Source organism: Dictyoglomus sp. DH, assembly GCF_055181375.1.
Genome location: NZ_CM143706.1, coordinates 1,211,989 through 1,236,046, shown reverse-complemented (window position 1 = coordinate 1,236,046; position 24,058 = coordinate 1,211,989). Strand labels below are relative to the sequence as shown.

The window sequence follows — 24,058 nt, the reverse complement described above, 5'->3', positions numbered from 1 at the left end:
AACCTTACTTTCTCAAACCTAATTCTTGTATTAGTTTCTTATATCTTTCAAAATCTTTCTCTTGAAGATATTTTAATAATTTTCTTCTTCTTCCTATCATCTTTAAAAGACCAACACGAGAATGGTAATCCTTTTTATGAACCTTCAAATGTTCAGTAAGCCTCTTTATCCTTTCAGTAAGCAAAGCAATTTGTACCTCTGGTGAACCAGAATCATTCTCATTCAATCTAAATTTTTCAATAATTTTTCTTTTTTCTTCTTTTGTTAAAGCCATTTTTTACCTCCTTTTTTATTTCAAAAAATCGCCTATAGCAATGGTAACCCATCACTATAGGTTAGTTATATTTTAACATAAATTATTCAGTTATGCCAACCTTAGGTAATACAAACATCAATAAGTTTCTTTTTGCATCATCATAATCCTTAGGATATATATACAAAATTCCATCATAACCTCTATCTTTTCTTTGAGAAAAAGGTAAAAACATAACATTAATTCCGTTTCTCTTAGCCACCTTTAATTTTAAATCTAACCCAAGTACAGGATTGATCTCTCCATTATTAGAAATCTCTCCTGTTCCTGAAATCTTTAGGTTTTTTGGAAAACTCAATTTTTTCTCAAAACTCCAGAAAGCAAGATTTAAAATAATATCAGAAGATTTTCCATATATGTATATATCTTTTCTTGTTTTATATCCATGAAAGCTTTCCATTTTCACATTGGTTAGATTGTCCTTTAAATACAAATGACCCTTTAAAAAGAGAAAGATAAAATTATAAAAATGAGGTTTTTCTTCTTTTAAGAGTATTACATAAAAATTATCAGGAAAATGTTGAGGCAGATTTTCTAAAATCTCTTTTATATTCATACAAAAACCATCATAAAAGTAAACATAAAATTGGGATACTATTTCTAAGATAAAAACTATAAATAAGAGTAGTATAATTATAGTTCTGATTTGCACTTTCTTATTAACTCTATTTCTCTTTCCAGTAAATTTTCAACCTTATTCAAAAGATTATTAATATAACCTTCCATCTCCTTTTTAATTTCAGTTGCCTCTTTCTTAGCATTATTTATAATTTTCTCAGCTTCTTTTTGAGCTTCTATGGTAATATTATTGCTACTGACAAGAAGCTTAGCCTTTTCCTTTGCGTTTCTTATAATATCTTCTGCATCCTCATAAGCTCTTTTGAGAATTTTATCCCTTTCTTCTACTATTTTTTTGGCTTCTGAAAATTCGCCAGGTATACTTTTCTCAAGATCACTAATAAGTTCTAAAAGCTTCTCTTTATCAAGAATAACTTTATCCCAGACAGGAACAGTAGGTGAATTTTCTAAGATACTTTTAAGTTTTTCTAAGTTTTCCAATAATTTATCAATATCCATACTTATCTTTTTACATTAAATTTTTCATAAAGTTTTTTAGCCACACATTCTGGAACCAAATCCTCCACACACCCACCAAATTTGGCTATTTCTTTTACCATACTTGAACTTAAAAAAGTATATTTAATATCACTAATTAAAAATACCGTCTCACATTCAGGATAAAGTTTTTTGTTGGTCAATGCTTGTTGAAATTCATATTCAAAATCTGAAACAGCCCTCAACCCTCTTATTATTATCCTCACATCTATTTTTTTAATATAATCCACTAACAAACCTTTAAAAGAGTCTACTTTAACATTAGGAATATGTTGTAGACTTTCTCTCAGCATACTTAATCTTTCTTCTAAAGTAAAAAGAGGTATCTTAGATATATTTTCAGCCACTAAAACAATAACCTCATCATATATCTTAGCCCCTCTCTGTATTATATCTATATGACCATTGGTAACAGGATCGAAACTTCCTGGATATACTGCTCTAATCATGTATTTACTCCTTTACAACCGTAAAAGGATAATACTGTTTCTCCATAATTTTTATTAAAAATTAATACCAGACTACTATATTCTTTTAAAAGTTCTGTTTTTTTGTGATGTTCTATTATTAACATGCCATCCTTTTTAAGCCATTTATTATCTACTATGTATTTTACCACATCTTTCATCTTTTCTCCTAATTCGTAAGGTGGATCTGCAAAAATAATATCAAAAGCTTCATGAGGATTTTTTCTAAGAAATGTAAAAACATCCTCAAGATGAACTTCTGTCCTATTCTCTAATCCAAATTTTTTTAAATTTTCTCTCATTAATCTTACAGCAGGTAGATGTTTTTCAACAAATACTACTTTTTTCGCCCCATAACTTAAGGCTTCTATTCCCACAATTCCCGATCCAGCAAATAAATCCAAAAAGCTACAATCTTTTATTTTTTCATCTAAAATATTAAAAATAGAACTCCTCACTTGTTCCATTGTAATTCTATAATTCCCCTTTTTAAGAGTCTTTATGGTCTGACCCTTCAAATATCCACCAGAAATTCTTACTTCAGAGGACAATTCCCTTCTCCTTATAAGGAATATTCACTGAAAGATGTTTTTCAAGAATTAGTTTTTCATTATCTTTCACTTCGATTTCATTTTTTATAACAGAAATAGCCTCTTCTCTTGCTATCTCTAAAAGTCTCATATTTTGAGATAAATCTGATAGATTCACATTTAAAATTTTCATTGAAGGTGCTCCATGTTGTCTTACTCCAAAAAATTCACCAGGACCCCTAATATTAAGATCCTCACTTGCTATCTTAAAACCATCATTTGTCTCTACCATTACTTTTAATCTTCTTTTGGCCTCTTCAGTATTAGTATTAGCTATTAAAAAACAATAAGACTGCACTGATCCTCTACCAACCCTACCTCGCAATTGGTGGAGTTGGGCAAGACCAAACCTATGAGCATCTTCGATAACCATTATAGAAGCATTTGGTACATCTACACCCACCTCTATCACTGTTGTTGCTACTAACATTTTTATTTCTCCTTTTCTGAATTTTTCCATTATCATATTTCTTTCATCCCTAGGAACTAAACCATGGATAAGTCCCATAGGAATATGAGAGTAATACTTTTGAAGCTCTTCAAATAACTTTTTTGCAGATTCCACCTCTAATTTTTCCGATTCCTCTATCAAAGGACATACAACAAATGCTTGTTTACCCTGCATTATTTCCTTAGCTACAAAATCATAGATCTTTTTTCTATCTCTCTTAGAAACAAGATATGTTATTACAGGTTTCCTACCAGGAGGTAATTCATCAATTATAGAAACGTCAAGCTCTCCGTATAAAACAATAGCTAAAGTTCTCGGAATAGGAGTTGCGGTCATAACTAAAAGATGAGGATTTTCTCCTTTTTTCCAAAGTATAGATCTTTGAGTTACTCCAAATCTATGTTGTTCATCTATAATTACTAATCCCAATTTACTAAATTTAACATCTTCCTCAATTAATGCGTGAGTACCTACAACTACAAATAATCGACCTTCAGAAAGATCGGTATAAATTCTATTTTTTTCCTTTTTAGATACACTACTTGTAAGAAGACCAACTCTAATTTCTAAAGGTTCAAGATATTCCCTCAATCTATTGTAATGTTGCTCTGCCAAAATTTCTGTAGGAACCATAAAAGCAGACTGATATCCGTTTTCATAGGCACATATTATAGAAAGGACTGCTATAATAGTTTTTCCAGAACCCACATCTCCTTGTAACAATCTATGCATTGGTCTTCCAGATGAAAGATCATTTTTAATCTCCTCCCAAACTCTTTTTTGTGCATTTGTAAGTTCAAAGGGTAATTTAGAGATAAATTTCTCAACTAAAGTGTTTTCCGTTTTAAAGATAGGAGCGTTAAGTTGTTCTATCTCTTGCTTTTTCCTAATTAATAATAACTGCATAAAGAAAAGTTCTTCAAAAAGAAGCCTTTTTGTAGCACTTCCCAAGGTAAGAAAGGAAGTTGGAAAATGTTTTTCCCAAACACTTACTGGCTTATCTAAAAGATTATATTTCTGTTTTAAACTTTGAGGTATAGGATCTTCTATAAACATTGTATATTCTGTTAAAGCGTCATAAATTATTTTTCTAATTACTTTTTGAGAAAGTCCAGCAGTTGATGAATATATGGGAACAATTCTTCCCACATGAATCAATTCTTTTTCTTCTTCTTCTTCCAATATCTCATATTCCGGATTTTCAAATTCCCAATGACCCAAAACCCTTTCTGGTATTCCAGATAAAAGAACTTGAGTCCCAGGTGGTAAAACTTGTTTAATATATTTTTGATTATACCAGACAGCAAAAGCTACTCCTGAGTTATCTACCACTCTTGCCTTTACAATAGGGATTTTCTTATATAGTGTTTTTCCTTCCTCATATTCGATTATTTTAACTTTAACAGTAACCTTTTCGTTCTGTTTTAATTCTGAAATCTTTTTTAACTTAGATCTATCATCATAGTCTCTGGGATAATAAGTTATAAGATCATGAAGAGTTTTAATTTCAAGTTTCTCAAACAATTTTGCTTTTTTAGGACCAATACCTTTTATATATTGTATCGATCTATTCCAAAAATCTTCAGATGAGTAGAATACTATAGCTTTATCAATTATTTCATATACTTTATCCACCACTATCTTTCTTTCATCCAAAGGTTTTATATCATAATATTTCACTAAATCTAATACCTTTTGAGTCCAGAAACCATTCCAGATAGGAAATTGATTAATAGCCACACTTACAGTCTTCTCTAAGCCATATTTAATAGCTTTATTTGAATATCCTGAAGAAATTTCTTTTTCAAGGACCGATTTTAGTCCTTTAATAATCTTCACTTTTTCTTGCATTACCAACTATTCAACACCTAAATAATAAAAATAATAGGGTTGACCACCATAAAGGAGTTCAATTGATAATGAAGGATATTGGTTATTTAATTTATTAACTAATTTCTCTGCTTCTTCCTTAGATACATCTCTTCCATAAAAAACAGAAATAACCTCTGAGTCTCCATCAACAAGAAGCGAAAGAAGATCTAAACATACAGTCTCTATATTTTTACCAGCTACTTTTACCTCATCATTCGTTAATCCAATAATATCTCCTTCTTCAATCTTTAATCCATTATAAGATGAATCTTTTACAGCCCTTGTTATTTCTCCAATTTTAATTTTTTCAATACTTTTTTCCATTTTCTCTTTTAGAATTTCCCATGTATCTCTTGGGTTATATTCATAAAGAGCTCTTATTCCTTCTAAAACGTGCTTTGTGGGAATAATTACAACTCTTTCTTTATGTATATTTTCCAGCTGTTTTGCTGCTAATATAACATTTTTATTATTTGGTAAAACAAATACTTTTTTGGCTCTTACTTTTTCTACTGCATTTGAAAGTACTTCTACGCTAGGATTTAAAGTCTGACCTCCATTTACAATAATATCTACTCCTAATCCTTTTAATATTTCATTAATCCCTTCGCCCCAAGAAACTGCAACAAATCCTATCTCTTTTAATGGAGTTATACTATCTCTATTTATCTCTTCTTTTAATCTTTCTTCATGTTGTTCTGCCATATTGTCGATCTTTATTCTCGAAAGCGAACCTAATTCCAAGGCTTTTTCTAAAACAAGACCAGGATGATTAGTATGAATATGAATCTTCAAAAGTCCAGGAGCCTCAGAAGTAACAATACTATCACCTTGACTCTCTAACCATTTCTTGAAACTACTGAAATCTGTATTTTCAGAAGAATTTATTATAAATTCTGTACAATATTGATAAGTAATTACATAACTTTCAAGAACCTCTTTTTCCGGTCTTTCCTTTACTTCTATCTTTTCCTCTTTCTCCTTCATCGGTTTTTCTATGAAAATTTCTATCCCCTTAAGAACCTCATAGAATCCTGTCCATATCCATACAAGTCCCTGTCCTCCAGCATCTACAACTTTTGCTTCCTTCAAAATAGGAAGAAGATTAGGAGTGTTTGCTAAAGATTCTTTAGCTTTATTTAACATTCTTTCCATAATTAATGTAATGTCATTCGTTTCTCTTGAAGCAATTACCCCTTCTTTTACCCCTTCTCTTAATACTGTCAATATAGTTCCTTCTGTTGGTTTTATTACTGCTCTATATGCGACTCTTGTGGCATTTTGCCAACTTTTAATCCATACTTTTGCATCAATATACTCATTTTCTCTCATTACCTCACAGAAGCCTCTTATTATTTGTGAAAGAATAACCCCAGAATTCCCACGAGCTCCCATTAATGAACCTTTTATTGCAGCTTCTGCTATTGTCCTTATAGTTTTATTTTTAACTTTTCTAATTTCATCTAAAGTAGATTGAAGAGTATATAACATATTTGTACCTGTATCACCATCGGGTACTGGAAAAACATTAAGTAAATCTATCTCTTCTCTATGTTTCTTTAATTCGTAAGTTGCGTATTCAAAAAGCTTTATCAAAAGATCTGAATCAATATTTTCTACTCTCATCATATCTCTTCCCAAGGAAATGGCTCCTTTTCTTCTTGAAGTCTTATTCCCCACACATTAACATTTATTTCTTTAACTGATAAACCAGTTACCTTTTCAAGATTCCATTTAACTCTTTCCATAATATTATGGGCAACCTCAGGAATCCTGACACCATATGCTACAATAATATAAAGATTTATTTTTATTCCATTCTCATCAATCTCAACATCGACACCCCTATTAACCTCTTCCAATCTTAATAATTCAGAAATTCCATCTGCTATATTTCTTGCAGCCATACCTACTACACCATAACTTTGTATAGTTGCCATACTTGCAATAGAAGCTATAGCATTTGGTGAAATTTCGATCCACCCTATTTCTGTATAATATTTTTGCTTATTTTTTTCTTTTTTAGATATAAAGTCTTGGATCCAACGCATCTCTCAAACCATCCCCTAATAGATTAAATCCAAAAACTACTATCATTATGACAACACCGGGAGCTATAGGATACCACCAACAACTCCTTAGATATGCAAGTCCCGCTTGTACCATAGAACCCCAGCTCGGAGTTGGAGCTTGTACACCAAGACCCAAAAAGGACAAACCAGCCTCTAACATAATCATTCCACCCATCCCTAAGGTAGCTTCTATTATAAGTGGAGAAAGTGCGTTAGGCAATATGTGTCTAAACAATATTCTCCAAGTAGAAGCACCAATAGCTATAGCACCAGCTACAAAATCCCTCTCCCTTAAACTCAAAACTTGCCCCCTAATTATACGGGAAACACCAGCCCAACCAATTAATGCTACTGCTAAATAAAGATTTTGTATTCCAGGTCCTAAAGTTGATACTACTGCAATAACAAATAATAAAAATGGAAATGCAAAAAGAATTTCCACTATTCTCATTATAAGATCATCAACCCAACCCCCATAAAAGCCTGCAATAAGTCCTAATACTGTGCCTATAGATATGGATATTAACTGAGCAAAAAATGCAAACTGTAATGATACACGTGTACCATATATAATCCGGCTGAATATATCTCTTCCAAATTCGTCTGTCCCTAAGAGATGTCTCCAGCTTGGAGGTTGAAGAGCTCTTGATAAATCCACTTCATTCCATGGGTATGGAGCAATATAAGGAGCCAAAACAGCTACAATTACAAAAAAAATAACTATTCCAAGCCCTAAAAGAGCTAATTTATTCTTTGCAAGTCTTTTCCAAGCAATTCTCCATAAGCTTCTTGGCTTTCTACTTTGCAACAAATTTTCTGTTTTCATTGTCATAATACTTTTTACCCCCAATAAATATCATTACTCATATCTAATTCTTGGATCTATAAGTGCATAGGAAAGATCAACTACAAGGTTAGCAAGAATGTATATAAAAGCTATGACAATAACACCACCCTGCAAAACTGGTAAATCCCTATCAAAAATTGATTGAACAACTAATCTTCCTATTCCAGGCCAAGCAAAAATTGTCTCTGTTAAAACTGCTCCTGTAAGGAGATCGCCAACCACCATTCCTGCATACGTAACAACAGGAATAAGGGCATTTCTTAATGCATGTTTAAAAATTATCTTTCTTTCAGAAACTCCCTTTGCTCTTGCAGTTAATATATATTCCTGTCTAATTACTTCTAACATGGAAGATCTAGAAAGACGAGCAAAGTAAGCCGCGGGTCTTGTTCCAAGAGTTATTGCAGGAAGAATAACAGCCTTCAATCCATATTCTGTTACATATCCTCCTAAAGGCAACCATCCTAAGTTAAAACCAAATATTAATAGAAGAATTATTCCTACCCAATAAACTGGAGCTGAAACTCCCAAGAGAGCAATAACCATTGCAGAATAATCAAAAATAGAATATTGTTTTACAGCAGAAATAATACCAGCAGTGACTCCTATTAAAATTGCTATAAGAAAAGCAAAAAGAGCAAGAATTGCAGTTGCTTGTAATCTTTCTCCAATAGATACTATAACAGGAATATTTGTTTTAAACGATCGACCAAAATCAAACCTTACAATCCTTCCCAAAAAAAGTAAATATTGAATAGGCAGAGGCTTATCAAGCCCCCATGTGGAACGTATTCTAGCTAATGTCTCAGTATCAGCTCTTTGCCCTGCAATTAATCGTGCTGGATCGCCAGGTGCAATAAAAAACAAAATAAAAGTAATAAGTGTAACTCCTATAAAAACTGGTATTGCTTGTAGAAGTCTTCTTATTATGTATCTTAGCACTTCTTTCCTCCTTTCTTGAAAAAAGAGGAAGAGGAGCAGAACCCTCTTCCTCTTTAAATTCTACTTATTTCTTATCCATCCACACTACCCTATATCTTACTCCAGAAAGACCTGTTAGAGGATCTAAGTATAATCCATGGACCCATGGTTGATATATTACTTGAGATACATAATAATAAATTGGAACAATTGGACAATCCTCTAATATTATTCTTTCTGCCATGTTATAATATTTTACTCTCACACTCCATAAAGTTTCGTTTCTTGCCTTGTTGGTATATTCATCAACCTTAGAATTTTTATAAAAACTATGGTTACCTTCAGGCCCAAAATTACTTGAATTGAAAAGAACCCATAAGAAATTGTCAGGATCAATATAATCCGCTACCCATCCAAGTCTATATACAGGAAGCTCACCCTTGTCAAGGAGATCTAAATATACTGCCCAATCATAATTTTGTAATTTTGCATTTATTCCTATCTTTTGAAGATCTGCTTGTATTGCTTCCATAATCCTCTTATGTGAAACGCTTGTATTGTAATAAATCGTTATCTCTGGAAGCCCTTTTCCATTAGGGTATCCAGCCTTTGCAAGTAGTTTTTTGGCTTCTTCTACATTATAACTTAGCTTCTCTTTTGCCCAATTATAATTTTCTTTACTAAAACCTGGCATAGATGGAGGAAGAATAGTATAAGCAACTTGTGCTCTTCCTCTTCTTATAACTTTTACTATACCTTCTTTATTAATAGCTCTTGCAATTGCTTGTCTGAGATATTTATTATCAAGGGGTTTCTTTTGTACATTAAATCCTAAATAATATATACCAATTATTGGTTTTTCTAGAATATATGGTTTATACTTGGGATCATTACTTACCCTATCCCATTCTGGATCAGGTATTCCAGTAATATCAAGCTGTCCTTTTTCAAAATTCATGAAGTCAACATTTTCATCTGGAATTATTACCCATTCTATAGCATCCACATATGGACGCCCACGGAAATAATTGGGGTTAGCCTTTAATCTAATCTTCACATCATGCTTCCACTCATCAAACATAAAAGCCCCAGTACCAATTGGTTTTGTAGCAAAATCTTTTCCAAGTTTTTCAACTTCTTCCTTAGGGACAACCCAAAAACATGAATAAGTCAACGTAGAAAGGAAAGGAGCAAAGGGTCTTTTGAGGGTTATTACTAAAGTATATTTATCTTTTGCTACTACATCTTTGATTGGCTCTGCAAAACTTGCTCTTGGGGATGCTGTCTTTGGATCCATCACTCTCTTTATAGAATACACAAAATCTTCAGCAGTTACATTTCTTCCGTTATGGAAATATACGTTGTTGTTTAAATAGAAAGTGTAAACTGTTCCATCTTTTGATATAGTCCATCTTTTTGCAATTGAACCAACAACTTTTCCATTGGGATCATACTCTACTAATCCATCAAAAATTTGCCTTGCCACCTCATCTGAGGCAGTATCAGTTATCATTGCCGGATCAAGAGTTGGTGGATCATTTACTAAACTTCTCTTAAGAACACCACCATATTGTGGTGTTTGGGCTACAGATAAACCTATCATGGAAAAAATTAAAAAAACTAACAAAAAGAACCAAAATATTTTCCTCATTTTAGAGCACCTCCCATGTATTTATTTAATGGAGAACAAAAATAAGAACAGATGTTACCATAAACAATAGAGCTAAAACTACAGTCGCTTGTTTTAATCCTTTCTCCATCTTACGCTTGGCCTTATAAAAAGTAGTTTCTCCTCCCCCTATAAAGCCAAGTCCTTCTCCAACTTCTGATTGGAAAAGAATTACTACTATCATTCCCAAAGATACTAAAAAGTGAATTATATACAATAATACTTGCATTTTTATTACACCTCTCCTATGATTTTACAATTTCCCAAAAAGATTGAGGCTTTAGGCTTGCTCCTCCAACGAGTGCTCCATCAATTTCAGACTGGCTTAAAAACTCTACTATGTTTTGAGGATTCACACTCCCCCCATATTGTATTCTAACTTTATTAGCAATATCACTATTATATAGGGTCGATATAATATCCCTTATCAATTTTGCAACTTCATTTGCATCTTCTCCTTTTGCAGAATGTCCAGTACCAATTGCCCATACTGGTTCGTAAGCAATAACTATCTTTTCAACATTTTCCATTGAAAGTCCTTCTAATCCTTTAGTTACTTGTTCTCTTATTACGTCTTCAGTTTTACCCTTTTCTCTCTCTTCCCATTTTTCACCAACACAAAATATGGGTGTAAGTTCCCAATTAAAAGCAGTTTTTATTTTCTTATTTATATTTTCATTGTTTTCACAAAAATATTGCCTTCTCTCAGAATGACCTATTATAACATATTCACAATTTAAATCCTTCAACATTACCGGAGATATTTCCCCTGTATATGCACCTTCTTTTTCCCAAAACATGTTTTGGGCTCCAAGTTTAAATGGTGTATCCTTAAGTAAGTTTTGGGCAACAAACAATGAAGTAAAAGGCGGACAAATAACTACTTCCTTTTCTTCATAATTTCTTGCTAAATTTTTAAATTCAACGATAAAACTTTCTGTCTCTGCACAAGTTTTGTACATTTTCCAGTTAGCCGCAATAATCTTTTTTCTCAATATTGTTCCCTCCTAATTCAAAATATTATAAAACTATATAAGTCTTGCCAATTGAAATACTCCTTTTTTAATTCCTATTCTAATCTTACCTAAATTAGCACTTTTATTCGATACTACAACGAGAATGGCAGGTTTCCCTTCTACTGGAACTATGAATACTGCTCCATCTTCAAATATAATAACCATTTCTCTTGTACTTCCTTTTGCAAGTTCTGTCCCTATCATTTCTGATGCCCTTAAACTCCCTGATGCAACAGCCGCAAGTGGTTCCGCATTTGAACCATTTCTACCTACACTTTCGATAACTAAACCATCGTCACTAACCAAAACCGTAACTTGCACACCATCTAATCTTGATATTTCTTCAAGTGTCTCTCTTATAGTTGCCAATTTATCCCCCTCTTTTTAATTATTTATCTTGAAGAACTGCCACCCCCGGCAGAACTTTTCCTTCCAAGAACTCTAAAGAGGCTCCACCCCCAGTAGAGATATGAGTAAATTTATCTTCTAAACCAAAGAGTTGTACGGCAGCTGCAGTATCTCCTCCTCCCACAATACTTACACAATTATTATTTTCTGTGATAGCTTCAGCTACTTTCTTTGTTCCATTTGCAAAAGCAGGTATTTCAAATATTCCCATAGGACCATTCCATATAATTGTCTTTGCTTTCATTATTTCCTCTCTAAACAGTTCTACAGTTTTTGGTCCAATATCTACTCCAATATCATCTTTCTCAAACTTATCCACATCTTTAACAGTAGTAGGAGCATCCTCCTTAATCTCTTTAACAACTACAGCATCCACAGGAAGAACAAATTTTACTCCTTTTTCTTCGGCAAGATTCATCAAATATTTTGCAAGATCAAGTTTATCTTCTTCAACAATAGATTTACCTATCTCATAACCCAATGCCTTAAGAAAGGTAAACATCATACCTCCACCAATTAATAAAACATCTACTTTATTAGCAAGATTTTGGATTACACCAATTTTATCAGAAACCTTTGCTCCACCCAAAATACAAATAAAAGGTCTATCGGGATTCTCTAGGGCTTTACCCATAATTTCAATCTCTTTTTTCATCAACAAACCAGCTACACCAGGAATATAATTAGCAACACCTGCTGTTGATGCATGTGCTCTATGAGCAGTACCAAAGGCATCATTTACATATAAATCAGCAAGTTTTGCTAATTTCTTGGCAAACTCTGGATCATTTGCTTCCTCTTCTTTATAGAATCTAATATTTTCTAAAAGAACCACATCTCCAGGATTCATATTAGCAACTTCTCTTTCTACCTCTTCTCCAATACAATCATTTAATTTCTTAACAGGTTTTCCGAGTAATTCACTTAGTCTTTTAGCAACTGGATCTAACCTTAAGTCGTCTTGAAAACCTTTTGGTCTACCGAGGTGAGATACAAGAATAACTTTTGCTCCTTTTTCCATTAAATATTTAATCGTTGGTAAAGCTTCTCTTATTCTTCTATCATCAGTTATAATTCCATTTTTAATAGGTACATTAAAATCAACCCTTACAAATACACGCTTTCCCTTAAGCTCCTCATCCTTCAAATCTAAAATGGTCTTTTTCGGCATAGAAAATCCTCCTTCCTTTATTAACTTTATATTATAGAATTTTACAATCTTTTGTCAATTTATAAAACTATTTTATTCTATAAAATTTTTAACAAGGAAATTGGAAACTTTATAAGGATCGTGTCTTACTACGTTTGTTTCAGAAATAAAATCACCAGAGATTATCTCCACATTCAAAGCCCTAATATTTTCTATATCAGGATGAACAAAATCAGCTCCACTTTCTTGATATTTTTTAAGTATATCATCCTTTGGCTTTTTATTATTTAAAATTATATAATGAAAAATATTAAAACCAATATGCTCAATGATAGCTTTTAAATGATCAGAAGCCTTATATCCTGTTGTCTCTCCTGGCTGAGTCATGACATTACAAATATAAATAATTTTAGCTTTATCATTTAAGTAAATATTTTTCAAGGTTTCTTTGATTTCATCAAGAATAAGGTTTGGAATTATACTTGTATATAAACTTCCAGGACCAATTATTATAATTTCAGATTTTTTTAATGCATAAATAGCTTCAGGGGTCGCACATATCTTTTCCCCATCTTTTACTGGTATCAATTCAATCTTCTTAATTCTGCTTTTTTTATAATTTGAAATAGCCGTCTCTCCAATAATTTGAGTATTATCCTCAAAAATTGCCTTCAACCTTACACGATTTAATGTAGATGGCAATACCTTACCTCTTATGGCCAATACTTTGCTTGTTTCTTTTATACCTAATAAGAAATCACCTAAGATATCTGACATAGCAACTAAAAATAAGTTCCCAAAAGAATGCTCTTTTAATCCTCCTTCTTTAAATCTATATTGAAATAGCTTTGCCATCAACGATTCTTCATCTGCTAAAGCAACAAGACAATTACGTATATCTCCAGGAGGTAAAACACCTAGTTCTTCACTAAGTCTTCCTGAACTTCCACCATCATCACTAACAGTTACAATAGCACTTATATTAAGAGGATAATATTTTAACCCTCTTAATATATTAGATAAACCTGTTCCCCCACCAATAGCTGTTACATTTCTTATTTTATTCATATTTTTATATCTTTATCTATATCTCTATGGAAAATTTTCACATTATACCTATCTGATAAATAATTTCCTATTTCATTTGCTACAACTACTGCCCTATGTCTTCCACCTGTACACCCTATTGCAATATTAAGATTTGTTCTTCCTTCCTCTTGATAAAGGGGAATTAAAAAATCTAAAAGTCTTTTTAAGTAATCTAAAAATTCTTTTGCTTCTTTAGTTTCTAATACATAATTTCTTATTTTTTCATTTTCACCAGATAAAGGTCTTAACTCTAAAATATAGAATGGATTGGGTAAAAACCTCACATCAAAAACAAGATGTGCATCAATAGGTACCCCATATTTAAAACCAAAGGAAGTAATTCCTACCATGAATCTTAATTTAACATTGGAAATATCTTCGGATACAATTTCAAGTATCTTATCTTTAAGATTTTTAGTACTCATATTAGAAGTATCAATTATATGGGTTGCCATTTCTTTTATCTCTGATAATTTCTGCCTTTCCAGTTTTATACTTTCGAAAATTCCTATACCCTCTTTATCTAATGGATGTCTACGTCGGGTTTCATTATATCTTCTTACTATAACCTCATCCTCAGCTTCTAAAAATAAAATTTTATAGTAAACATTTAATTTTTTAATATTATCTACCATTTCTCTAAAATCTTCTAAGAAATTTTCACTTCTTATATCTATAACTAAAGCAATTCTTGATATTTTGCCATCAGTAGAAAAACAAAGTTCTATAAGAGTAGGAACAAGCTTGGGAGGTATATTATCCACACAGAAAAATCCTAAATCTTCTAATATACGTAATGTTTGCGACTTTCCTCCTCCTGAAAGTCCTGTAATAATGTAAAGACTAAAGTTATCTGTTTTTGCTTTCATATTGTTAAAACCTTCCCTGATTTTATATAATACATAATACCATATGTTTTAAGGAGGTACAAAGAGGAAAAATGACTAAAAAATACATAGAAGAAGTCGCAATAAAAAAAGGAAAAAGATGGAAAAAAAATCTTTTATATATATTAATTGCTATTATTAGTTTAATTTTACTATTGGGCTTATCCTTAGCAATATATGTTTTTTTAGTGATAAGAGAAGTACCACCTATTGATAAATGGATGGAAATAAAACCAAGTCAAACAACTATAATATATTCTTCTGACAATAAAATACTTGGAAAAATATATAAGGAAAATAGAATTTACGTACCTCTATATAAAATTTCTCCCTATTTGCAACAAGCTGTAGTAGCCTCTGAAGATAAAGAATTTTATAATCACAGTGGTGTGAGCTTAAGGGGACTTATAAGAGCAGCTCTTATTGATCTATTACATTTAGAGAAAAAACAAGGGGGAAGCACTATAACTCAACAGTTATCTGAATTATTATTTTTAAATCCAGAAAGAACAATAAAGAAAAAGATAAAGAAAATATATATAGCTTTACAACTTGAAAGATATTTTACAAAACAACAAATATTAGAAATGTATTTAAACCTTATTTATTGGGGTCATGGAGTTTACGGAGCAGAAACTGCAGCTCAATTTTATTTTGGAAAAAGCGCTATAGACTTAAATATACCTGAATCAGCACTTCTTGCTGGTATTATTCCCGCACCTGAAATTAATTCTCCCTATAGAAATCCTGATTTAGCTCTAAAGCTAAGAAACATTGTTATAGAGAAAATGTACAATCTTGGGTATATATCAGAAGAAGACTATAAAAAAGCTATAAAAGCACCTCTTGGCATTGTGAAAAGAAATAATCCAAGCTCTGGTTATATAGCTCCTTATTTTTTTGATTTTGTATTAAAAGACCTCATTAAAAGATTTGGAAAAGATATGGTATATGAAGGCGGACTTAAAGTCTACACAACTATAGACATAAAAATTCAAGATATGGCTGAAAAAGCACTTTTAAAAATTATAAATGAATATGGGAAAAAATATAACGTAACCCAGGGAGCTTTGTTTTGCTTAGATCCCAATACTGGATACATCAAAGCATGGGTGGGTGGTTTAGATTATAGTAAAAGTCAATTTGATAGAGTCTATATGGCTGTGAGACAACCTGGGTCAGCATTTAAACCATTCGTATACTTGACTGCTCTTCAAAAAGGTTTTAGACCATGGGATTTGATTGAAGAAAAAGAATTAACCTATACTTTTAATAAAAAGGAATGGAAACCCAAAAACTATGATGGAAAAATACATGGTACCGTTACACTTCAAGAAGCATTAGAAAATTCATATAATATAGCAACCATACTCCTATTAGAGGAAATAGGCGTAGGTGACGTAATTAAAAATGCAAGAAAACTTGGAATAGAGAGTCCTTTAGAACCAAGTTTAGCACTTGCTCTTGGTACTTCAGGTGTAACCTTATACGAAATGGTAAGAGCTTATTCTAGTTTTGCAAACGGAGGAAACAGAATTACTCCTATAGCGATCTTGAGAGTAGAAGACAATAATGGAAATATAATATTTAATGCAATTCCTGAAACCACACCTGTTATTGAAAGAGATGTAATATCAACACTTGTCAAAATGATGAAACGGGTAATAACAAAAGGTACAGGAAAAAGAGCAAATATTGGCAGACCTGCAGCAGGAAAGACAGGAACAACAGATGATTATAGAGATGCTTGGTTTATAGGTTTTACTCCAGATCTTTGCACTGGGGTCTGGATGGGTAATGATAATTACACTCCAACAAATAAAGTACCTGGTGGATTACTCCCAGCTATGTCATGGAAAGAATTTATGAGTAATGCTCTTAAAGATATTCCTCCAAGAGATTTTGATTTCTTAATAGAATATTCTGTACCTGTTACAGAAACCTCTAATCAAACAAATACTCCATAAAAACCAACTTAAGCTCTATGCCTTCTAATTAATTCCTCGATGATATCCTTTAACCCTATATTCTCTTCTACAAGTACTAATAAAAGGTGAAATAAAAGATCAGAACTTTCATAGATAAAATCATTTCTATTATTCTTCATCCCTGCTATTATAGTCTCAACTGTCTCTTCTCCTAACTTCTGAAGAATCCTGTCTTTCCCTTCTTTAAACAGTTTTGCAGAATAAGACTCTCCTGGAAGTTTTTCCTTTCGATCTCTCAAAAATTTCTCAAGATAAAAGAGAAAACTATCTCCTGAATTTTTTGCTCTGTAAAAACAGGAAAAATTACCTGTATGACAAGCTACTCCTATTTGCTCTACTAATAAAAGAATAGTATCCTTATCACAATCAACTGCTATATCTATAACCTTCTGAAAATGTCCTGAGGTTTCCCCTTTATGCCAAAGGGCATTTCTACTTCTACTAAAATACCATGCTTCGCCTGTTTCAATTGTTCTCTTTAGTGCTTCTTCATTCATGTATGCTAACATCAAAACTTTCCCCGTTTTATAATCTTGTACAATAACTGGTATTAATCCTTTCTCATCATATTTTAAATCTTTAATAAGATCATCTATATTCATAATCTTATCCATATACCCCTTTCTTTTAAGTATTCTTTTACTTCCCTAATACTATATGTTCCAAAATGAAAAATAGAAGCAGCAAGTACCGCATCAACTCCAATATAAAGGGCTTTATATAAATCCTCCAAATTACCTGCACCACCCGAAGCAATAAGAGGAAGATTACAGTAATTTAAAGCCAACTCTAAAAGTTCAAAATCATATCCTGCCTGATGCCCATCTGCATCAATACTTGTTAAAAGAATTTCACCAGCCCCTCTTTTTTCTACTTCCTGTATCCAATCCTTAAAATTTATACCTGTCGGCTCTTTACCCCCTTTAACATAAACTTCCCACTCTCTATTATTTCTTCTCTTTACATCTATAGCTACAACCAAACATTGACTTCCAAATTCTTCTACTATTTTATTTATAAGATCAGGATTTTTGACAGCAGAAGTATTAATAGAAACTTTGTCAGCTCCAGCCTTAAGAAGGTTTCTTACGTCTTCTATATCTCTTATACCTCCTCCTACTGTCAAAGGAACAAAAAGTTCTTCTGCTACTTCTGAAACTACCTCAATAAAAGTTTTCCTGTTTTCCTCACTGGCTGTTATATCTAATAAAACCAACTCATCCGCACCTTCTCTCTCGTACCGATGAGCAAATTCCTTAGCATCTCCTACAACTCTAATATTTCTAAAACTTGTTCCTTTAACGACCTGTTTTCCAATAGTATCTAAACACGGAATTATTCTCTTAGCCAGCATTTATAACTTGATTAACCTCCTCCCAATCTAACCTTCCTTCAAGAAGAGCTCTTCCCACAATTATGCCTTTTATTCTCCCTGTCACCTTTGCTAATTCCTTGATCTTTATGACATCTTCTATAGAAGAGATCCCTCCTGCAACCCAAATATCCCAATCATTTAAATTCAAAAAATTATTAATATTAGATATATTTATACCTTTCAATGTACCGTCACGTGATATATCAGTAAAGATAACCTCTTTAATATTTAATGTTTCAAATTTTTCTTTAACATCACCCCATTCAATAAAATTTTTCCATCCTTTTATCCCAATCTTTCCTTCTTTCCAATCTAAACTTGGTATAATTTTCTCTGGAAATTCACCGAATATCCTTTTAAGTAAATTTATGTCTTCCACTAAAATGCTACTCACAATAACTCTCCAAACGCCCCAATCTAATGCGTTTTTTATTTTTTCATAACTTCTAAATCCTCCTCCTACCTCGACAGGAATATCTATTTCCTCTATTATCCTCCTTATAATCTTCTCATTCTCATCATTGTTATCTATGGCAGATTGTAAATCTATAACATGAAGAGCCTTTGCTCCTTTCAAATACCAATACTTTGCAAGTTCAATAGGATTATCAAACTCTAAAACAATCTTTTCCTTTTTACCCATTTCCATCCTAACAGCTTTCATTCCGAAAAGATCAATAGCAGGAATGACAATCATTTTTTACACTCCTTAATAAAATTTTCTAATAGCTTTATTCCATAACTACTACTTTTTTCGGGATGAAATTGGACTCCAAAAATATTTTCTTTTTCTATATAGGATGGAAATTTTATTGAATATTCTGTTAAACCAATTACAATATCTTCCTCAGGATTAACATAATAAGAATGAACAAAATAGAAAAATGAGTTATTTGGGATTCCATTTAAAAGTCTACCATGCTTTTCAAATTCTACATTATTCCATCCAAGATGAGGAATTTTTTTGGCAGGTAATTTTTTTACCTTTCCTTTGAAAACACCTAATCCTTTTTCCAACTTAGATTCTTCGCTTTCTTCAAATAAGATCTGAAGTCCTAAACAGATACCCAAAAAATATTTATTTTTAAGAATCTCTTTTAATGCTTCATCTCTCGCATCTTTTCTCAGCTCCGACATAGCTTGATCAAAATTTCCTTGGCCTGGAAACACAACTGCATCTCCTCTAAACCAATCTTCAGGATCTTTACTTACTATAGTCTCTAATCCTATATATTTTAAAGCCTTCAAAATACTAAAAAGATTACCACCCAGATAGTCTATAATTACAACTTTCATAATATCTTTCCCTTTGTAGATCTTAAACTATCTATAATTTGACTTGCATCTTTAATAGCAAGCCCTAAGCCCTTAAAAATTGCCTCTTCAATATGATGAGTATTTTCTCCTGAAAGAATCCAAATATGCAGTGTAATACCTGCCTTATTTACAAAAGCTCTTAGAAACTCTTTTACAAGTCCGCCTCTTAGAAGTTCTCCATCATCCCTTAAAGAAAAATAAGGCCTTCCACTAATATCTATTACTACCATCACAAGAGCATCATCCATAGGAATAATTCTCTGTGAAAATCTGTTAAAATTGGAATCTTTTATTGCAGTAATAAAAGCCTCTCCTAAAACTATTCCTGTATCTTCTATTAAGTGATGAGGATCTACTTCCATATCTCCTTTAGCTATAATATTTACATCCCATTGCGCATAAAAAGAAAGAGCAGTCAAAAGATGTTTAAAATAAGGAATAGGATATTCTCCATCAAAGTTTCCTGTTCCATCTAGATTTATATCTATCTTTATATATGTTTCCTTTGTCTCTCTTTCAATGCTGGCTTTTCTCATGAAAGCACCTCACTTAATATTTTTAAGAAAAGATCATTCTCTTTTCTATCTCCTATTGATACCCTTAAACAATTTTCTAAAAGTGGTTCTTTACTAAAATCCCTTAAAGAGATACCATTTTCTTGACATTGTTTCAAGATTTCATCCTTCTTATCAGATCTAAAGAGTATAAAATTGGTAACAGAAGGATATACAATTATTCCCTCCATAGTTTTCATCTCTTTATAAACTCTTTCCTTTTCCTTTTTAATTATATCAATCTTATCTTTTAAATAGTCCCAATAAGAAAGAAGAATTTCCCCTGCAATCTGAGAAAAAATGTTTAAATTATATGGCAATCTAAAATTGTCTAAATATTCTATTACCCTTGAGTTGGTGATAAGATATCCTAATCTTATTCCTGCAGAAGAAAAGGCTTTAGAAAAAGTTCTTAAAATTAAAAGATTTGGTAATTGATTAATATAAGGAAGAAAAGTTAAACCAGAGAATTCAAAATAAGCTTCATCTATCAATACAAAACCAGAAAAATCAGAGATTTTTTCTAAATCCTTTTCTTTTATAAGAAAATTACCAGTAGGATTATTGGGATTTGTCAAAATTAAAAGTTTTGGACTACTCTTAAAGGTTTCTCTTAGCTTTTCAAGATCTAATGAAAAATCTTTTTCATTAAGATATGTTTTTGTAATCCTAACTTTTTTTTGCTGAAGCAACTTTTCATATAAAGGAAAAGTAGGAATAGGAAGAACAACTTCATCTCCTTCCATCAATAGACCATTAAAAATAATTTGTATAACCTCTCCTGAGCCTGTACCTAAAAGTAAATTCTCAGGACTTAACCCTAAAAAATCTGAAAGCTTATTTTTAAGGTTTTTGGCGCTACCATCTGGATATCTATTCCATGGGGTTTCAGCTAACTTTTTTAAAACCTCTTCCTTAATGTATAATGGTATATCATAAGGATTTTCATTTCTTGAGAGTTTTATAGGAAGATCCGGAATATTTACCTTGTAACCCTTATAATCACTTTTAATAATATCTTTCCAACCCAATTATCTAATCTCCTTTCTTAGAATAGTTTTTTAGACTCTTTTCATGCATATCAAAACCCTCTTCTCTTGCTATTATACTTCCAAAATATGATAATCTTCCTTTATCTTCATCATTCAATTTTACAAAACTTATTCTTTTTAAAAACATATTAACATTTAAACCTGAAGAAAATCTTGCAGAACCACCAGTAGGAAGAATATGATTTGGCCCTGCTATAAAATCCCCAAAAATAGAAGACTGATTTATAAAAATAGCCCCCGCATTCTTTATGTAAGGTAAAAATCTTTCTCCATTAGGATCCACAACCTCTAAATGTTCTGGAGCTATAGTATTTATAATCTCTATGGCTTTTTCTTCTCTTTCTTCCACTATAATATAAGCATTTTTAATAGATTTTTCTAAGATATCTCTTCTTGATGACTTATTTATTTCTTCCTCTATTTTATCAACTACAAGATTAAGCCTCTTTTCGTCTAATATTAGCCAACCACGATCAAAAGGTGAATGTTCTAACTGGGCTAAAAAATCACACACCACTATATTTATATCTATATCTTCTGATTTCAACCATACACAAACCTCACTGGGACCAAATATACCATCTATGTTAACATCTCCAAAAACCTTCTTTTTAGCAATAGCCACATACAAATTTCCAGGTCCAATAATCATATCTACTTTAGGAACAGAATAAGTACCATAAGAAAAAGCAGCTATAGCATGAGCTCCACCTAATAGATACAACTCTTTTATACCAAGTTTATTAAGAGTATAAAGAAGATTTTTATCATCTTTTTTGCTTGGAGGAGTAGTTATATAAATATCCTTTACTCCAGCTATTTTAGCAGGAATAGTACCCATAACAACTGTAGATGGATAGGATGCTTTACCTCCTGGAACATATAATAAAACCTTCTCCATTGGTACTAATAGTTGCCCTAATAAGCTTCCATTTTCAGTATAAAACCAAGAATTTTTATATTCATGGCTATAAAAATTCTGAACCCTTTTTATCATTATATCTATAGCTTCTGCAAAATCTGATGAAACCTCAACCTTATCAGGTACAGAGATTTTTAATCCATTTTTCTTTATATCAAAATTATCAAATCTTAATGAAAACTCATATAAAGCTTCATCCCCCTTTTCTTTAACCAATCTTATTATTTCTTCCACATCTTTTTCAATTTTATCGATCTCTTTTTCCTTATCTTCTGCTAAAAGAAAAGGATTAAATTCATAACCTTTAATTATTTTCATAAATGTTCTCCACCTCTTTCAGAATATCTGATATCTCCTTTCTTTTCCATACATAACTGGATATATTAGCTATTAAACATGCAGAAGATTCAAAAAGAATCTCTTTAACAACAAGCCCATTTTCTTTTAATGTTCGACCTGTTTCTACTAAATCCACAATATAATCTGATATATTTAAAATAGGACCCAATTCAACAGATCCGTTAAGTTTTATTATTTTTATTCTATTCCAACGATTATTGAGATATCTCCTTGTAATATTTACATACTTAGACGCAATTTTCACTTCTTCCAAATTCTTATCTTCAGGAAAGCCTGCAAGTACCATTTTACAATATCCAAAAGGAAGTTTAATCAATGAAACCACTTTCCTTTCTTGTTCTATTATTATGTCCCTACCTATAATTCCCAAATCAGCAACTCTCTCCTCCACATATAATGGGAGATCCCATGGTTTAGCCAAAAAGATTTCAAACCTTTCTCCTTTGAACTTCAATTTCCTGTTTGAAACATCATTCTCTAATGATGAATCTAAAATCTTTAAGAAATTTAATGCTTGTTCTAACATTCTCCCCGTAGGAAGAGCTATTCTAATTAAAGATTCTCTATTAATATGATCTCACCATCCTTTTCTAATTCTTTTATATTTAAACCTTCTAATTCCTTAGGTACAAAAACAGCAATATTACCCTTCCTTCTTTCTTCCTCTATCAATTTCTGAATTTTATGAAAGTCTTTTTCAGAACAAACATAATATTTTTTACTAATTTTCTGGTTATGATCATTTACATTTTTTAATAAATCTTCTTCTACAAAAGCAAAACCTGTACCAAAAATTTTTTCTCCATTTTTATTCGTGGCCACATAACTTCCTCCTCCTCCTAAGGCTTGTTTCATATCCTCCAAATAAACCTCAAATATTAGTCCGTTATAGTATTCAAAAGGTCTAATAAAAGCTGGATTTATTAATATAGATTCCGATGAATATCCTAAGTTTATCAACTCTCTTTTAAAAGAGTTTAATGACTTAAGTTCATTATTTAAATCTTTATCATAAAAGGAATAACTATCTTCAAAAAATAGGAGTTTTTTAATATCATTTAAAACATTTGTTGATAAAGAAAGTTTCTCTACATATTCCATTAGAGATAAATAATCTTTTATTAGTAAAAGATTTTTTAAACTCTTAATCTCCTCTTCTTTAATATATTTTCTTAAAAAATTCCAAATGTTTGTGTTACTTATTTCAATAATATAATTTTCTATGCCTATTTTTTTAAATATATTTTTAATGGTTAATAATATCTCTAAATCTCTCCAAAGAGAAGGTGAATATATAAGTTCCCAACCGATTTGAAATTTTTCTTCTATACTATATCCGTTAAGGCTAAAGACAGGTCCCATATAAAAAAGTCTTATAGGGAAGTTTTCCCTTTTTATATTTCTTAATATTTCAGAGGTCATTTCTGGACGAAGAGATAACAATTTACCATTTTTTTCAAAAAATAAGAGATTTTCATTTCCCCATAAATTTTCTGAAACTATAGGGATTCTAATCTCTGTATATCCCCAAAGTTCTAATTCTTTTCTAATAATGTTTTCTATGTTTATACTCTTCATTTATTTATCACTTTAAATTATTAAAGCAATAAAGATTATATTTA

The 24,058-nt window shown here is 31.5% G+C and carries 27 protein-coding genes; 1 reads left to right on the top strand and 26 read right to left on the bottom strand.

The window, feature by feature from the left end; genetic code table 11:
* Positions 1-4 precede the first annotated feature (4 nt).
* The 17 genes from rpsO to rapZ all read right to left on the bottom strand — a co-directional run bounded on the left by rpsO (position 5) and on the right by rapZ (position 14,850).
* Entirely contained in the window at positions 5-274 is a 270-nt protein-coding gene (gene rpsO, locus ACY3JJ_RS06070; protein ID WP_463082082.1) for a 30S ribosomal protein S15, read from the bottom strand.
* Between the two features lie 82 nt (positions 275-356).
* Positions 357-869, bottom strand: a complete 513-nt coding sequence (locus tag ACY3JJ_RS06065) for a S16 family serine protease (RefSeq protein ID WP_463082083.1) — start codon at positions 867-869, stop codon at positions 357-359.
* 77 nt (positions 870-946) lie between these two features.
* Positions 947-1,390 carry an ATPase gene (locus tag ACY3JJ_RS06060; RefSeq protein WP_463091239.1) on the bottom strand — a complete coding sequence of 148 codons (444 nt, stop codon included), beginning with the start codon at positions 1,388-1,390 and terminating at the stop codon, positions 947-949.
* 2 nt (positions 1,391-1,392) lie between these two features.
* Positions 1,393-1,878, bottom strand: a complete 486-nt coding sequence (gene coaD, locus ACY3JJ_RS06055; protein ID WP_463082085.1) for a pantetheine-phosphate adenylyltransferase — start codon at positions 1,876-1,878, stop codon at positions 1,393-1,395.
* Positions 1,875-2,447, bottom strand: a complete 573-nt coding sequence (rsmD, locus tag ACY3JJ_RS06050; protein ID WP_463091238.1) for a 16S rRNA (guanine(966)-N(2))-methyltransferase RsmD — start codon at positions 2,445-2,447, stop codon at positions 1,875-1,877. Before rsmD ends, coaD begins: the two co-directional genes overlap by 4 nt.
* Positions 2,437-4,788, bottom strand: coding sequence for an ATP-dependent DNA helicase RecG (recG, locus tag ACY3JJ_RS06045; RefSeq protein WP_463091237.1), 2,352 nt, complete (start codon positions 4,786-4,788; stop codon positions 2,437-2,439). Before recG ends, rsmD begins: the two co-directional genes overlap by 11 nt.
* 6 nt (positions 4,789-4,794) lie before the next feature.
* Positions 4,795-6,438 carry a DAK2 domain-containing protein gene (locus ACY3JJ_RS06040; RefSeq protein WP_463091236.1) on the bottom strand — a complete coding sequence of 548 codons (1,644 nt, stop codon included), beginning with the start codon at positions 6,436-6,438 and terminating at the stop codon, positions 4,795-4,797.
* The gene (locus tag ACY3JJ_RS06035) at positions 6,435-6,860 is read right to left on the bottom strand and encodes an Asp23/Gls24 family envelope stress response protein (protein WP_463091235.1); all 426 of its coding nucleotides are present in this window, start codon (positions 6,858-6,860) and stop codon (positions 6,435-6,437) included. Before ACY3JJ_RS06035 ends, ACY3JJ_RS06040 begins: the two co-directional genes overlap by 4 nt.
* On the bottom strand, positions 6,832-7,713 hold the full coding sequence (locus ACY3JJ_RS06030) for an ABC transporter permease (protein ID WP_463091234.1): 882 nt from the start codon (positions 7,711-7,713) through the stop codon (positions 6,832-6,834). Before ACY3JJ_RS06030 ends, ACY3JJ_RS06035 begins: the two co-directional genes overlap by 29 nt.
* A 27-nt stretch (positions 7,714-7,740) precedes the next feature.
* Entirely contained in the window at positions 7,741-8,670 is a 930-nt protein-coding gene (locus ACY3JJ_RS06025; RefSeq protein ID WP_463082091.1) for an ABC transporter permease, read from the bottom strand.
* Between the two features lie 64 nt (positions 8,671-8,734).
* The gene (locus ACY3JJ_RS06020; protein WP_463091233.1) at positions 8,735-10,300 is read right to left on the bottom strand and encodes an ABC transporter substrate-binding protein; all 1,566 of its coding nucleotides are present in this window, start codon (positions 10,298-10,300) and stop codon (positions 8,735-8,737) included.
* Positions 10,301-10,325: 25 nt separating this feature from the next.
* Entirely contained in the window at positions 10,326-10,547 is a 222-nt protein-coding gene (secG, locus tag ACY3JJ_RS06015; RefSeq protein ID WP_463082093.1) for a preprotein translocase subunit SecG, read from the bottom strand.
* A 16-nt stretch (positions 10,548-10,563) separates the two neighbouring features.
* Positions 10,564-11,313, bottom strand: coding sequence for a triose-phosphate isomerase (tpiA, locus tag ACY3JJ_RS06010; RefSeq protein ID WP_463091232.1), 750 nt, complete (start codon positions 11,311-11,313; stop codon positions 10,564-10,566).
* A gap of 33 nt (positions 11,314-11,346) precedes the next feature.
* Positions 11,347-11,703: a roadblock/LC7 domain-containing protein gene (locus ACY3JJ_RS06005; protein WP_463091231.1), complete on the bottom strand. Its 357-nt coding sequence runs from the start codon at positions 11,701-11,703 to the stop codon at positions 11,347-11,349.
* A gap of 19 nt (positions 11,704-11,722) precedes the next feature.
* Complete coding sequence (locus ACY3JJ_RS06000; protein ID WP_463091230.1) at positions 11,723-12,913, bottom strand: phosphoglycerate kinase; 1,191 nt, start codon at positions 12,911-12,913, stop codon at positions 11,723-11,725.
* A gap of 72 nt (positions 12,914-12,985) precedes the next feature.
* Entirely contained in the window at positions 12,986-13,960 is a 975-nt protein-coding gene (locus ACY3JJ_RS05995; protein WP_463091229.1) for a gluconeogenesis factor YvcK family protein, read from the bottom strand.
* Entirely contained in the window at positions 13,957-14,850 is an 894-nt protein-coding gene (rapZ, locus tag ACY3JJ_RS05990; RefSeq protein WP_463091228.1) for an RNase adapter RapZ, read from the bottom strand. Before rapZ ends, ACY3JJ_RS05995 begins: the two co-directional genes overlap by 4 nt.
* A 71-nt stretch (positions 14,851-14,921) precedes the next feature.
* Between rapZ and ACY3JJ_RS05985 the strand changes: the two genes are divergently transcribed.
* Positions 14,922-16,835, top strand: coding sequence for a transglycosylase domain-containing protein (locus ACY3JJ_RS05985; RefSeq protein WP_463091227.1), 1,914 nt, complete (start codon positions 14,922-14,924; stop codon positions 16,833-16,835).
* A gap of 8 nt (positions 16,836-16,843) precedes the next feature.
* Here ACY3JJ_RS05985 and hisIE read toward each other — a convergent pair whose 3' ends face one another.
* From hisIE to ACY3JJ_RS05940, 9 genes are read right to left on the bottom strand one after another with little or no spacing between them, the layout of a single operon-like run.
* A complete protein-coding gene (hisIE, locus tag ACY3JJ_RS05980; protein ID WP_463082100.1) occupies positions 16,844-17,470 on the bottom strand; it encodes a bifunctional phosphoribosyl-AMP cyclohydrolase/phosphoribosyl-ATP diphosphatase HisIE in 627 nt (208 codons plus the stop codon).
* Positions 17,455-18,210, bottom strand: coding sequence for an imidazole glycerol phosphate synthase subunit HisF (hisF, locus tag ACY3JJ_RS05975; RefSeq protein ID WP_463082101.1), 756 nt, complete (start codon positions 18,208-18,210; stop codon positions 17,455-17,457). Before hisF ends, hisIE begins: the two co-directional genes overlap by 16 nt.
* Positions 18,200-18,928 carry a HisA/HisF-related TIM barrel protein gene (locus ACY3JJ_RS05970; protein ID WP_463091226.1) on the bottom strand — a complete coding sequence of 243 codons (729 nt, stop codon included), beginning with the start codon at positions 18,926-18,928 and terminating at the stop codon, positions 18,200-18,202. Before ACY3JJ_RS05970 ends, hisF begins: the two co-directional genes overlap by 11 nt.
* Positions 18,925-19,527 (bottom strand): imidazole glycerol phosphate synthase subunit HisH, encoded by a 603-nt coding sequence (gene hisH, locus ACY3JJ_RS05965; RefSeq protein ID WP_463091225.1) that lies wholly within the window; start codon positions 19,525-19,527, stop codon positions 18,925-18,927. Before hisH ends, ACY3JJ_RS05970 begins: the two co-directional genes overlap by 4 nt.
* Positions 19,524-20,084: an imidazoleglycerol-phosphate dehydratase HisB gene (gene hisB, locus ACY3JJ_RS05960; protein WP_463091224.1), complete on the bottom strand. Its 561-nt coding sequence runs from the start codon at positions 20,082-20,084 to the stop codon at positions 19,524-19,526. The genes hisH and hisB overlap by 4 nt, the downstream gene beginning before the upstream one ends.
* Positions 20,081-21,133: a histidinol-phosphate transaminase gene (hisC, locus tag ACY3JJ_RS05955; RefSeq protein ID WP_463091223.1), complete on the bottom strand. Its 1,053-nt coding sequence runs from the start codon at positions 21,131-21,133 to the stop codon at positions 20,081-20,083. Before hisC ends, hisB begins: the two co-directional genes overlap by 4 nt.
* A gap of 4 nt (positions 21,134-21,137) precedes the next feature.
* Positions 21,138-22,394 carry a histidinol dehydrogenase gene (gene hisD / locus ACY3JJ_RS05950; RefSeq protein ID WP_463091222.1) on the bottom strand — a complete coding sequence of 419 codons (1,257 nt, stop codon included), beginning with the start codon at positions 22,392-22,394 and terminating at the stop codon, positions 21,138-21,140.
* The gene (hisG, locus tag ACY3JJ_RS05945; RefSeq protein ID WP_463092589.1) at positions 22,381-23,007 is read right to left on the bottom strand and encodes an ATP phosphoribosyltransferase; all 627 of its coding nucleotides are present in this window, start codon (positions 23,005-23,007) and stop codon (positions 22,381-22,383) included. The genes hisD and hisG overlap by 14 nt, the downstream gene beginning before the upstream one ends.
* A complete protein-coding gene (locus ACY3JJ_RS05940) occupies positions 22,989-24,014 on the bottom strand; it encodes an ATP phosphoribosyltransferase regulatory subunit (protein WP_463091221.1) in 1,026 nt (341 codons plus the stop codon). Before ACY3JJ_RS05940 ends, hisG begins: the two co-directional genes overlap by 19 nt.
* Positions 24,015-24,058 lie beyond the last annotated feature (44 nt).